We start from the raw sequence: 14,291 nt of genomic DNA on the forward strand, positions 1-14,291 counted from the left end.
TATGGTATCTTCAGCTTGATTATCAAAAGTCTAATTCAAGAAATAAAGTTTCAACTTTATGTCATCCCATAGTTTACTTTTGATAATCGGTTAATCTCTACTTTTTTACAACAAAAGAATAAAATTAACCTTGCTTTTTGAATAGTAAATTATAAAACAAATATAAGAGTCATCCCGATACGCAGTGAGGGATCTGTACTACTCCTCATTTCAGAATAATAGATCCCTCACTGCGTATCGGGATGACAAGGTTCTGCTAAAGATTTTACTAGTTATTACTCCTATTCTTATATCGAACTTACGTTAACACAATACCTTCTCATTATCTTCTCTGTAAATATTTGATTGTATTTACTTATTTTTTATCTTGCCGAAAGAAACGCTTTAATACCAAATGAAAAAGAAATTACTGACCTTACTCTTACTTTTTTCAACATTATCTTCTTTTGGCACAAATGCTCAGTTGGATTCTTTATTGAATGTGCTGGACATTACAATAAAGGAACGTCCTGAATACAGCAAAATAAAAGAACTACGGATCGATAGTTTAAAAACACAGTTGACTAAAATTACAGATTTAGAGCAGCGTTATATCATTTATCAAAACCTGTTTAGCGAATGCCGCAACTATAATATGGACTCGGCATTATGGGTTGCAAACGAAAGACTCGTAATCTCACAGAAGTTAAATAGCCAGAAATACATATATTCGTCGCAAATGAATATTGCTGAAATAATGGGTATAATGGGTATGTATAAAGAAGCTCTCGATATTATGAATGCGATAGATAGAAATCAACTAGACAGTAAGCAAGAGTCATACTATCTGCATATCTACCACTCGATATATACAGTAATGTATCAAAATTCTTTTTCGAAAAAAGAGAAAGATGCATATAGGCAATTGATATATCAATATAAGGATTCATCTCTTCTCATAAAAGACCCCGGATCATTATCTTATCACCTTATCAGAAATGGAATACTTATCGAGCAGGGTCGATATGATGAGGCTCTGGATGTAATGTTGAGGTGTTATAAAGAGTATGCTGACAACGAAGCATCAGTGGGAATAATAGCTTATGGCCTTTCCGAGATATATAATAAAAAGGGGGATAAAGAAAAGGAAAAACAATATTTAATAATCTCGGCAATTTCAGACCTCAGAAGAGGCGTGAAAGAATATATAGCACTGCACAAACTGGCTATATTGCTGTATCAGGAAGGCTCGGTCGACAGAGCATATACATACATTAAATGCTCGATAGAAGACGCTACCTTTTGCAAAGCCCGGTTCCGGACACTAGAGATGTCGGAGACCTTGCCTATCATAGCTGTGGCATACGATAAGAAAGTGCAGCACGAGAAAGATAGTCTGATCAAATACTTGGTTCTTATATCGATCCTTTCTGTCGTATTAGCAGTCAGCATCATATATATCTATAAGCAATTGAAGAAACTGTCCACAGCAAGAAAGTCTATCGATAAGATGTATAACGATGTGAAAGCCCTGAATGAGGAATTGAACGAATTAAATAAAAAACTCTCGGAGTCGAATCTGGTTAAAGAAGAATATATTGGGTCTATATTCAATCTGTGTTCGACCTATATCGACAAGATGGAAGCTTACAGAATCAGTATAAATAGAAAAATAAAATCGGGGCAGGTAGACGAGGCATCCAAAATGACTAGTTCTACATCGTTGGTTTCGGACGAACTGAAGGAATTCTTCCGCAATTTCGATGCAATATTTTTAAATATATACCCCAACTTTGTAGATCAATTTAATTCACTTCTGGTAGACGGGGAGCAAATCTTACCAAAAGCCGGAGATATCCTTACTCCCGAACTTCGTGTTTTTGCACTCGTAAGACTAGGTATCAGCGATAGCAGTAAAATTGCAAGCTTTCTTCATTATTCGCCACAGACAGTCTATAACTATAAACTAAAAGTTAGAAATAAACTAAACATTTCTAAAGAAGAATTTGCAATTGCAATACAGCAAATAGGAAAATAAGCCCTAGTAGAATTCTCCTAATCAGATTAACTTAATCTACTTTTTTTACTTTTTATGATTTAGCATAATAATCTAATAATATGATTATTATGCTGTTTTCGTGTCTCTTTTAAATCTACTTGTACATTCTACCGGACTATACAAATTTAAGTAATGACTTATAGATTTGTATATGTCAACTCATAATACCGTGGAGAATGTGAAATGCTTCCAACCTTAACGTTAACACCTTAAACATTCCCATATAAAATGAGAATTATCTAACTTTAAATTTAATAATCTATGGAATTAAAATCTTTTATTTCCCCAAAGAGCAAGAAAAAAATACTCTTACTACTATTAGTGGGAGTGTTTGCACTATTCGATTTATCTGCTCAGAATTCCGGTACACTCAAAATAACCGGTCAGGTAATAGATACATCAACAAATGAAACTGTTATCGGAGCTACTGTAAAAATAAAAAATACGACTACAGGAACTATCACTGACGACGAAGGACGATTCGAGCTTAATGCTCCGGCTAATGCGACTTTAGTCGTTTCGTTTATAGGATACAAATCGACCGAAGTTACTGTTGATAATAAGACGCATCTCTCTATCCTTTTGGATGAAGATGTCGAACTATTAAACGAAGTTGTTGTCATCGGTTACGGGCAGGTTAAAAAAGGGGATACAACAGGATCATTAACCACAATAACTCCTGACCAACTAAACAAAGGAAATCAACTGACCGCCGAAGATGCCTTGATCGGTAAGATGGCAGGTGTAAACGTGATTCCCGGCACAGGAGCCCCTGGTGACGAAGGTACTATCCGTATCCGTATGGGAGCCTCTTTGTCTGCTGATAATGATCCGCTTATAGTGATTGATGGAATACCTGTCCACAATACATCTATCAGTGCAATCAATCCCAACGATATTGCTACATTCACTGTGCTTAAAGATGCATCTGCAACAGCAATCTACGGGTCGCGGGCATCGAATGGTGTAATTATTATCACTACAAAGAAAGGCAATGCGAACGGAGGAAAACCAAAAGTAAATTACAGTGCTAATTTCTCGGTAAGCGAGGTTATGGAATATTTGGATGTGTTGTCGACCGATGAGTTTCGCGATACGTTCAATAAATTCTCGGGAGCGCCCGATTCTTTCAAGTTAGGGGATGCTTCTACCGATTGGCAAAAAGAAATATATCGTAATGCATTGGGTACAGATCACAATCTGTCGGTAACGGGAGCAACTTTAAATGTGCCTTACCGTGTATCAGTAGGATATGCCAACCAGAATGGTATTATTCGTGAAAACAATTATGAGCGTTACAACTTGGGACTAGGCATATCTCCTCAATTTTTCGAAAAACATTTAGCCTTTGATATAAATCTAAAAAGCAGTCTTGAAAATAATAAATCGATTTCGACCGGTGTTATAGGTGCAGCTGCAGGTTTTGACCCGACGCGTCCTGTATATCAAAAAAATCCGAATGATATTGGGCTGGGTTATTTTACATGGATGACCAGCGGAACATCTACGCCTATTTCCCTTGCGCCAAGCAATCCTGTTGCCGACCTGAAGCTGAGCGACAGGCAGAATAAAATAAAACGTCATATAGGAAATATAGCCGCAAACTACAAAATACATGGATTCGAAGATTTAGTATTGAATGTAAATGCCGGATTTGATATAAAAAGTAATGATTATACCGAAATAGTTCCTCAAAATGCTCCTTCTATGTGGACATCAAACTTGCAGGACGGAACCGGATTAGATTACTTTACTACTGCTGAAAACAGGAATTATCTTCTTGATTTTTATGCGAATTATAATAAGGATTTTGGTGCCAAACATCATTTCGATGCAATGGCCGGTTATGGCTGGCAACGTTTTTGGTACAAGAATACCGGTCGTACGCACGATACAGAAGGAAATGAAATTAAACTACCTACGGGTGATGAGGCTGAGTTGTTTTTACTTTCATTCTTTGGCCGTTTAAATTATTCTTATGCTCAAAAATTATTACTCACAGCAACTTTACGTTCAGATGCCTCATCCCGATTTGCAAAAGAGAAACGTTGGGGATATTTTCCTTCTGTGGCATTAGCATATAGAATGAGTGAGGAAGGATTTATGAAAGATATTAAAGCTCTGTCGGATCTGAAATTAAGATTAAGTTATGGTCAGACCGGTCAACAGGATATTGGTACATATTATCAACATTTAGGTACTTATTCTACATCGTACGACAATTCCCGTTATCAGTTCGGAAACGAATGGATTACTCTTTATCGTCCGAATGGCTATGATCCTCTCATCAAATGGGAGACAACCAGTACATATAATGTCGGAGTCGATTATGGTTTTCTCAATAATCGTATTTATGGTAGTATCGATGCCTATAAACGTTATACAAAGGATTTGTTGAATAATATATTCGTTCCCGCGGGGAGTAATTTTACGAATATCATAGATACAAATATTGGTGATATGGAGAGTCAGGGAGTTGAGTTTGCGATATCTGCGATCCCTTTCAAAACTAAAGATTGGGAATGGAGTGTAAGCGGTAACTTCACATGGAATACATCTGAAATCACAAAGCTGAATACAATCGATACCGATAATAATTATATGAAGACAGGTAGCGCCGGCGGTACCGGTAAATATCTTCAAATAAATAAAGTAGGTGAAACACCAAATACATTCTTCCTTTTGCAACAAGCATATGGTGACGATGGAAAACCGCTGGATGGCAAATATGTTGCTAAAGATGGTTCGATAACCAGCAGCGAAGAAGACGCAAATAAATATGTAACGGGTAAAAGTTCGAGAGTGCCTTATTTCTATGGGTTATCTACTAAACTACTCTATAAACAATGGGATTTCGGTATGAACGGACATGGAAGCTTTGGTAATTATGTATACAATTATCAGGCAGCTAGTGAATCGTTTGCCTCGCTTTACAGTGCGAATGGAGTTTCTTCGAACATAATGAGATCGACACTTGAGTCGGGTTTTACACAAGAACGCCTTTATACAGACTATTTCTTGGAAAAAGGGAACTTCTTCAAGCTGGATAATATCACACTAGGATATTCATTCAATAAACTATGGAATACATCCTCTACTATGCGGATGGCATTCAGTGTTCAGAATGTATGTATAATTACTAATTATTCGGGTATCGATCCTGAAGTATATTCGGGTATCGACAGGAACGTATATCAACGCCCTAGAATGTATACACTTAGCTTGAATTTAAATTTTTAATTGAAGGAGAACTTAATATATGAAAACTAATATTTTAAAATATATATCAGCCGCAGTATTATCGGTATTCCTATTTTCATCTTGTCTCGACGATCTGAATAGTATTCCTTTAGATAAGAATGTTTTGGTAGGAGAAGAGGTTTATAGTACAGCCAGCGGTTATCGCGGAGTAATAGCCAAATGCTATGCCTCGCTGATACAAACAGGACAACAAGGTGGTGACGGAGGAAATGGAGATGTAAACGGTATAGACGAAGGCTATAGCGGTTATACCAGAGCTTTGTTCTATCTTCAGGAAGCATCTACGGATGAGATAGCATTACATGCAGGTAGCGGGCACGGAACATTTGCCATGCTGTTTATGAATTGGGATTCGTCGACCAAAGTGGTTAGTTATCCATACTACCGTTTGTATATGTCGATCAGCTATTGCAACGAGTTCTTGCGCGAATGTACCGAGGATAAATTAAGAAGCAGAGGTGTTTATGATGAATTGAAAGATGAATTCGAATCTTATCGTGCCGAAGCCCGTTTTATACGTGCTTACTGTTATAGTATGATCTGCGACCTTTATGGTTCTGGTCCTTTCATCGATGAGACAATGGTATTATCTACTATTCCTCATCAAAAATCGAGAGAAGAGATTTATAATTTTGTAGTATCCGAAGCTGAAACAGTGGCTCTCGAGCTTAAAGCTCCCGGTGCTAACCAGTATGGTCGTGTAGATAGAGTTGCAGCATGGTTTTTATTAGCCCGTGTATATCTGAATTCAGAGGTTTGGGTAGGAAAGAAAGAGTATGAAAAGGCTTACCAATATTCGAAGAAGGTTGTATTAGAAGGATTTTATCCATTGGCATCTGACTATCGTAACATATTCTTAGCCGACAATAATACATGTACCGAGATAATATGGCCTTTGGTTCAGGATGCGACCAATGCACAAAGCAGCGCCGGTACAAACTTCTTAATTAAGGCCTTGGTGAATGGACCGATGAATGATTATTATAAAACAGGTATAGGTAGTAGAGGATGGGGGAATGCCCGTGTGAAAACTCAGTTGGTAGACATGTTTGACTTATCCGATCAGACCTTTGATCCGTTGGATACTTGGGGCGATAAAAAGAAAGACAAACGTGCACAATTCTTTACGATTGAGCACACCAAAGAAACATGGGTTGTAGGTAAAGAATTCCAGAAAGATTTTGCTAATGGCTATGCTTGTATCAAGTGGAGAAATGTAACAAAAGATCGTAAAGAGTTAGCCGAAAACGGTACCGTTTATTCATCGATCGACTATCCTATGTTCCGCACGGCAGATGCATATCTGATGGCAGCCGAGAGTATATTGCGAGGAGCAAGCGGTACAAAAGAAGAAGCATTGAATTATGTAAATGAGGTTCGCGACAGAGCATACTTGTCAGGAAATTATGGTAGTGCAGCATCAGGAAGAATAAAAACGGCTGAACTTACATTAGACTTTATCCTCGATGAACGTGCACGTGAATTACATACCGAGTTGACACGCCGCACAGACCTTATTCGTTTCAATAAATATACGAAGAATTATAATTGGGACTGGAAAGGTAGCGATGGAGCTGCAAATAACTATATAGGTAAAAATGTAGATGATAAGTATAATCTGTTTCCGATTCCTCAGGATGAATTTACAGTAAATCCTTATTTGACTCAAAACCCTAATTATACCAAATAAAGAGATATAAATAATACACACTGTGTGATTTAATAAGCGCGCGTGATGCGTCCTTTTTATGTGGAGAAGGCTGCCTTCGATTACAAATTGTAAGGCAGCTTTTATTACTATGTTAAGTGAATATATTAATGAAAAGACTAAATATGAAGAATTTGTGTTTCCTTGTGCTCTTCTTGTTCTTGAGCTTTTGCCCTGTGTTTGGGCAAACATCAAAGCAAGAAATGTTCGATACTCCCGAAAAAACAGGAGGTGTCTATTACGCCTATCCTGAAAATTATCGTATAGCTCAAACTCCTGTTCCAAAAGGTTATGAACCTTTCTATATAAGCCATTTTGGCCGCCATGGTTCACGTTATTTGATAAACGATGAGGATTATAAGTGGGTACTCGATCTTTTAGCGGATGCTAAAAAAAATCAGGCACTAACTCCGTTAGGCGAAGATGCATATAATAGACTGGCGGAGGTATGGATAGAAGCCGAAGGGCATGGCGGTGACTTGTCTCCTTTGGGCGTGCGTCAACATCGGGATATTGCTGAACGTATGTACAAAGCATATCCGCAAGTGTTTAACAATAATGTCGAGATTTCGGCTCGCTCGACCGTTGTTATTCGCTGTGTACTTAGTATGGATGCTTTTTGCGAACGATTGAAAGAGATCAATCCAACGCTGCGCATTACCCGTGAGGCTAGTAATAAGTATATGAATTATCTCAATTACCATACAGAGGAGGCGATGGCATTCACGTCCAGAAAAGGACCTTGGTATGAGGAATATCGTAAATTTGAAGAAAGCCATACGCGTCCCGATCGATTGATTTCCTCTTTGTTTTCGGATACTACATATATAAAAAAGAAGGTAAATCCTGCACCCTTAATGTGGGCTTTGTACTGGATTGCAAGCGATATGCAGAATATGGAAACAGACTTGTCGTTTTATGATTTGTTTGAGAAAGAAGAACTGTTCGATCTGTGGGAAGTCGTAAACTACCGTCTATATGTATGTGATGCAACCTCTGCTTTAAATGGCGGAATTATGATGGAAAATTCGAAGCCCGTACTTAAAAATATACTGGATAGTGCTAACGAAATCATATCGACAAAAGGCAAAGGTGCAACTCTGCGTTTTGCTCACGATGGCAACATAATTCCGTTAGCGGCAATATTACATTTGCAGGATTGTTATGCCAGTATATCCGAACCGTCGGATTTTTATAAAGTATGGAGCAATTTCAAAATGGCTCCTATGGCTGGAAACATCCAAATTGTATTTTTCCAAAAGAAAGGATCTGATGATGTCCTTGTAAAATTCTTATTGAATGAGAAAGAAATACTTATACCTCCTGTAAACAGTGATGTATTACCTTATTACCATTGGAAAGATGTAGAAGCTTTCTACAAGTCGCTATTGGCTGAATAGTAGCTGCAATGTGAAGTATTGATATCAAAATAAGACTTAAGGCATCGTATTCTCATCGGAGGGTACGATGCCTTTGTATTTATTTCTATATGTGTAACAAGTGGTACAGATTTGGGTTGAACGAAGGGGCTAACTTTGCCTTAAACCTAAAAATAGAATTGTTATGAGTATGTTTTGTTATCAATGTCAGGAAACAGCAAAAGGGACAGGTTGTACCTTAATGGGCGTTTGTGGGAAGACTCCGGAAGTGTCGGATATTCAAGATTTATTATTATTTGTGGCGAGAGGTATTGCCGTTTATAACGATAAATTGAGAGAACAGGGAAAATCATCTAAAGAAGCTGATAAATTCGTTGTAGACGCAATGTTTATGAGCATTACGAATGCAAATTTTGATTTTGAAGCTATCAAAAATAAAGTAAAAGAAGGCTTATTGCTAAAAAGCAGATTGGCAGGAGTATTGGGTAATGTTGATTCTAATTTGCCCGATGAGTGTACTTGGAGTGGCAGCGAATCCGAATTCATGGAAAAAGCCAAAGAAGTAGGGGTGTTACGTACTAAAGATGAGGATATACGTTCATTGAAGGAATTGACTCACTATGGCTTGAAAGGAATGGCTGCTTATGCAGAACATGCTTATAATCTCGATAAAGTAGACAATGAGTTATACTCTTTCATGCAAAGGGCTTTGGTTCAGATCACCAGAGAAGATATAACCGTAGATGAGTTGGTTGCGCTGGCTCTCGAAACAGGCAAATATGGTGTTCAGGCTATGGCATTACTAGATGCTGCCAATACTGGAAGATTCGGTAATCCGGAGATCACGGAAGTGAACATCGGAGTAGGCAGCAAACCGGGAATACTTATCAGCGGACACGACTTAAGAGATATCGAAGAACTCTTACAACAAACTGAAGGAACAGGCGTAGATGTCTATACACACAGTGAAATGCTTCCGGCACATTATTATCCGGAATTGAAAAAATATAAACACCTTGTAGGTAACTATGGTGGTGCATGGTGGCAACAAAAAGAAGATTTTGATGCATTCAACGGGCCGATATTGTTTACTACAAACTGTATCGTTCCTCCATCCAAGAATGCAAGCTATAAAGGACGTATTTTTACTACAGGAGCAGCCGGACTTGATGGTGCAATACATATCGCGGAGCGTCAGGATGGTAAACCAAAAGATTTTTCTGAAATTATTGCTATGGCAAAAGAAAGCCAAACCCCACGTGAGATTGAGACAGGAACGATTGTAGGAGGATTTGCTCACGCACAAGTACTTGCCTTAGCAGACAAAGTGGTAGATGCTGTGAAATCGGGTGCTATCCGTAAATTTTTCGTAATGGCGGGTTGCGATGGGCGCATGAAGAGTCGTGATTACTATGCCGATTTTGCAAAAGCATTGCCTGACGATACTATTATTCTTACTGCCGGTTGTGCGAAGTATCGTTACAATAAACTGCCATTGGGAGATATAGGTGGTATTCCACGTGTATTGGATGCCGGTCAGTGTAATGATAGTTATTCGCTTGCTGTAATTGCTCTTAAGCTGAAAGAGGTATTCGGACTCGATGATATCAATGATTTGCCTATTGCTTTCAATATTGCATGGTATGAACAAAAGGCTGTGATTGTTTTATTGGCATTGTTACATTTGGGAGTGAAAAATATTCATTTAGGACCGACTCTACCCGGATTTTTATCACCTAATGTAGCTAAGGTTCTGGTTGATAACTTTGGAATTGGCGGAATATCTACAGTAGAAGAAGATATCGAAATGTTTTTAGCAAACTAAGAATATTGTTTCATTTTTCAAATAGTCTCAATCCTGTAAGGGGTTGAGACTATTTGTTTTAAACTAAATATGATAGTATTTTGTTATACTTAAAAACCATTAGATAATGAAAATACAACTGAAAAGAGTCTACGATGATTTTGATGAAAATGATGGTTACAGAGTTCTCGTCGACCGGCTCTGGCCACGAGGTATAAGCAAGGCTCGCTTACATTACGATCTTTGGGCAAAAGATATTACTCCATCATCGAAACTTCGCATCTGGGTTCATGAAGATATGGAAGGTAGATGGGACGATTTTGCCATGGCTTATCGAAAAGAATTAAGTCAATCTTCGGCAGTCCACAAATTTACAGAACAGATAAAGCAATACGATAAGGTAACATTGCTATATGCTTCGAGAGAGACAAAGCATAATCACGCAATTATACTAAAAGGGTATCTGGAAAAACGATTGTCTGAATAATTTTAAGAATATACATGTATACTTCCCTGTGCAGCAGGTAGGTAATTGACACCAATCCACGTAATCATAAGTAGAACAAATGCAATCGGCAGCATCCATACGGTAAACTTCTGATGATTGTTTTGCAGGCGCATATGTATATAGATGAGGTAGGCGGCAGAAGTGATAAATGCCCACGTTTCTTTCGGATCCCACGACCAGTAATGCCCCCATGCTTCTTTTGCCCAAACTGCACCCATTAGCATGCCCAGAATAAGAAATCCGAAGCCGACATAAACAATGTTATCCATAAATTTATACAACTCCTCGTCGGGACTACCTTTCTTTATTTTTGTCAGTTGGATAAACGCTGCTATCGTTGCTGCTCCCAACATTGCGTATGATAAAATATATACAGTAACATGGGGCACAAACCAGTAGCTTTGCAGTGCAGGCATCAGGTTTGTAGAATGGATTTCCGGTTTAAAAATGTTGACACAAACGAATACACAGGCTATTACACCACTAAAGGACAAGAGCCATTTATATTTCCAGTGTTTGTATGTCAAAAAACCAATTGTAGACAAGAAAAACGAATACCACAAGCGAGTCTCTCCCATTGTACGAAGTGGCGGACGTTCTTGTCCGATCCATAGCCCGACAATGAAGGCAGCGAATATAGCTATGCCCGCAATCATCAAGATATCGATAATGATCTGTTTCTTTACTTTATATATTAATGCGGCGGCAGCTAACCAGCAAATCATAGCAGGTATAGCAAACCATAGGTATTCACTCCAAGTCATTTTCTTTCTTTGTTTTTTTGTTACCCGACCACAACAGGCATATCGAGCCTATTGCTAATAATATAATGCCTAAGTAAACAGGGTATATCCATGGGTCGTATACTAATTCCATACTACTGTAATTCGACATTTTTCCTGCTTGATTATCATACCCATATTGATAAATAACCCAATTGTCAATTTTTAGCGGCTTGTTTACTTCGAGTATCGCTTTTTCTTCTTTTCCGTCTTCGGTGAATACATCGATATCCGATACAAATCGTTTCGGTTCTGGTTGAGTCATCACCACACAGAAAGTCGAATCGAGATTGAGGGTCATATATAATTGAGCTGTATTGCCACAACACACCCATCCTGTGGACACTTCACCTGTTGTTTTATTGGTCGCTTTTACCAGTGCAGCGGGAGATGCTCCCGGCATGTGAACTTCCTGATATGTGCTATCGCTATTGCGTACGGCATCATGTATATATTTCTCGAGAGTTATGTCCCATTGGTCTATATTGCCATGCGGTCTCTTTTCGTCAATCTGGACATACTCAGGTTTAGCTTCCGGCTGAGGTGTTCCCGACTCTCTGTTTATAACAGCTAGTTTCGGTGGATATTCTTCCATATAGAAATCGTTGAGCTGGATAGCTATCGGCAGTTCCAGCACATCCTCATTGTCGCTGAATACACGCCATTCTACTTCTCCTTCGTACACGTGCATTACGTAGCGTTTCATATCGGCAGAACCGAGTCCGGCAGCAAAGAGAAGAATCCACAATCCGATGTGGTTCATGTAAAAAGCATAATCTTTTTTCTTAAAAGCAACTAGTCGTCGTGCAATCAATGATCCTAAAGAAAGCAACGTTAGGAAATAGACTAGAACAAAAGACCATGACGAGGTTACTTGCCGAAAACCGAGTTGTGTGAATATATCATTATCGTGCGGATTCGTTTTTATTAATTGAGGAGTAAGCCCCAGGATCAATGCCAGCAAAAGCATCGCTGTAATCAGTGTTACAGAAAAAGGGACTCCCGAAAACCATTGATAGAATACATTTTTTCGTTTGAACGAAAAGGCAATTAAGAATAAAATGATAGCAGCTCCCACTATTAAGTTGACAGGTGAGCTAAGCAGGAAAAAATTAAATTTCCCTACTGTTAATTGTAATATGAAACCAATGACAATTATTCCTCCGACAAGGGCGATGCTCTCTTTGTATCGCCACGGGAATTGCCACATCTTTCGTTTGTTATCTTCCATCTATTTATGTAATAAAAAAGTGTCTGAAGAATTTAAGCATCAGACACTTCTTCGTGTTATATTTCTATGATTTATAGATTTGCTGTTAAACGTCCTTCTTTCTTCGCTTTTTCCAGCCATTGAGGAGCAACGGTTTTCAGCCATTTTTCTTTCTTTTCCTTCTTTTCTTTCATGTCAAGACCGATAAATTGTTGAGCTTTGTCTTTGCTCGATATGTCGGGCATTTTCACATCCATAATACCATGAGCGAACAATACACGTTGTAGTTCAAGTTGTGCTTGTAAGCTTTTGTCCAGACTATGTGCAAGAATACGCTGAGTTTCAACAGGAGCATGGAACGAAGCTCCGTGCGATGCAACGGCAAAATCCCAACGCCATTGTGCCTGACGAATCAGTTTGAGCGATGCATCCATTTCTTTTTGGTTAGCACCATTATCCCATGCCGTTTTAGCCATGATGTGTGCCTTCGATAATTCTTGTTCTATGCGATCGCGTATTTCGAGAGCCTTGTCTTGGTATTCGTATACATAGTTTCTCAATTTATCTTCGCTATCATGATGACATGTTTGGCATGTGTTTGCTATATTTTTGAGTGGACTCATAATCTGATGATTCGAATATTTTATACCACCTTCGGCCATATATGGCATATGGCAGTCGGCACATGAAAGTCTGCGTTGTGCATGAGGTCCTAATAAGAATAACTCATAATCGGGATGCTGTGCTTTTAGCATTGGCGCTTTACTCAGTGCATGCGTCCAGTCCGAGAATCCGATATTATCATAATATTCTTCCATTGCTTCTACGGTCATACCTCCATCCCAAGGAAAAGTAAGATATTTACCTTCGCCCTGAAACGAATATTCTACATGGCATTGCGCACAAACTAACGCTCTCATTTCTTGTGGAGATGCTTGTGTTATATCTTTTCCCTGACGTTCGAATGCTTCGACAAGAGCAGGGCGTGTGATTGTTAGATTCATTGTTACGGGATCGTGGCAATCGGCACAACCTATCGGGTTCACTATTTCGCTACCCCATTCGCTCCACTTTGCTTTGTAGAAATTCTCAATACCTACCTCGTGCATCATGCGTGGTACATCGGGACTTTTACATGTCCAGCAAGTTCCCGGTTGCATTTCGCCTTCTCCATTTTCGGGAGATCCTGTACGCAATGTATTGGTCATATCTTCAATAGCATGCATGTGCCCTCTGGGTGCTGTATATTCTTGCGAGAAAGCATATCCCGCCCATAGTACTACCATTTGCGGACGGCTTTCCAATACGTCTTGTGGAGCATTACCTAAATGCTTGCTTCGGAAATCCATTTCCTGTGTCTTTTTCCATGTATTGTATTCCCGTGGATAATTGATTCCCCATTGTTCGCTGTGAGGATTGATACCCGATATATCAATCTTCTTGTTGTTGAACAGAGTTGCTATCTCTGCCCTGCGTTCGGTTATAGATGCAGCTAACAAGCCCAATAAAAAAACACCTGCCATAACGACGGCAAATATACCCCAACCGATCATTGGTTTTCTTTTTATTGTTTCAGTCAATTTTTTTAGCATACCGGTATG

The 14,291-nt window shown here is 38.8% G+C and carries 9 protein-coding genes; 6 read left to right on the forward strand and 3 right to left on the reverse strand.

Annotated elements, in window-relative coordinates; all coding sequences use genetic code 11:
• The first annotated feature begins 394 nt into the window (after window positions 1-394).
• The 6 genes from G7Y56_RS11255 (at window position 395) to G7Y56_RS11280 (ending at window position 10,677) form a co-directional block, all read left to right on the forward strand.
• Complete coding sequence (locus G7Y56_RS11255; RefSeq protein WP_165043497.1) at window positions 395-2,017, forward strand: DUF6377 domain-containing protein; 1,623 nt, start codon at window positions 395-397, stop codon at window positions 2,015-2,017.
• A 282-nt stretch (window positions 2,018-2,299) separates the two neighbouring features.
• Entirely contained in the window at window positions 2,300-5,278 is a 2,979-nt protein-coding gene (locus G7Y56_RS11260; RefSeq protein WP_165043499.1) for a TonB-dependent receptor, read from the forward strand.
• Window positions 5,279-5,297: 19 nt separating this feature from the next.
• Window positions 5,298-6,989 carry a RagB/SusD family nutrient uptake outer membrane protein gene (locus tag G7Y56_RS11265; RefSeq protein ID WP_165043501.1) on the forward strand — a complete coding sequence of 564 codons (1,692 nt, stop codon included), beginning with the start codon at window positions 5,298-5,300 and terminating at the stop codon, window positions 6,987-6,989.
• 128 nt (window positions 6,990-7,117) lie between these two features.
• The gene (locus tag G7Y56_RS11270) at window positions 7,118-8,407 is read left to right on the forward strand and encodes a histidine-type phosphatase (protein WP_165043503.1); all 1,290 of its coding nucleotides are present in this window, start codon (window positions 7,118-7,120) and stop codon (window positions 8,405-8,407) included.
• Between the two features lie 169 nt (window positions 8,408-8,576).
• Window positions 8,577-10,211, forward strand: coding sequence for a hydroxylamine reductase (gene hcp / locus G7Y56_RS11275; protein WP_221412104.1), 1,635 nt, complete (start codon window positions 8,577-8,579; stop codon window positions 10,209-10,211).
• Window positions 10,212-10,314: 103 nt separating this feature from the next.
• On the forward strand, window positions 10,315-10,677 hold the full coding sequence (locus G7Y56_RS11280; protein ID WP_165043609.1) for a DUF488 domain-containing protein: 363 nt from the start codon (window positions 10,315-10,317) through the stop codon (window positions 10,675-10,677).
• A 2-nt stretch (window positions 10,678-10,679) separates the two neighbouring features.
• Here G7Y56_RS11280 and ccsA read toward each other — a convergent pair whose 3' ends face one another.
• From ccsA to nrfA, 3 genes are all read right to left on the reverse strand, one after another.
• Window positions 10,680-11,462: a cytochrome c biogenesis protein CcsA gene (gene ccsA / locus G7Y56_RS11285; protein WP_165020215.1), complete on the reverse strand. Its 783-nt coding sequence runs from the start codon at window positions 11,460-11,462 to the stop codon at window positions 10,680-10,682.
• On the reverse strand, window positions 11,449-12,711 hold the full coding sequence (locus G7Y56_RS11290) for a cytochrome c biogenesis protein ResB (protein WP_255498732.1): 1,263 nt from the start codon (window positions 12,709-12,711) through the stop codon (window positions 11,449-11,451). Before G7Y56_RS11290 ends, ccsA begins: the two co-directional genes overlap by 14 nt.
• Window positions 12,712-12,782: 71 nt before the next feature.
• Window positions 12,783-14,282, reverse strand: coding sequence for an ammonia-forming cytochrome c nitrite reductase (gene nrfA / locus G7Y56_RS11295; RefSeq protein ID WP_165043505.1), 1,500 nt, complete (start codon window positions 14,280-14,282; stop codon window positions 12,783-12,785).
• Between the last annotated feature and the right edge of the window lie 9 nt (window positions 14,283-14,291).

The organism is Dysgonomonas sp. ZJ709, from assembly GCF_011039195.1.
Lineage (GTDB): Bacteria > Bacteroidota > Bacteroidia > Bacteroidales > Dysgonomonadaceae > Dysgonomonas.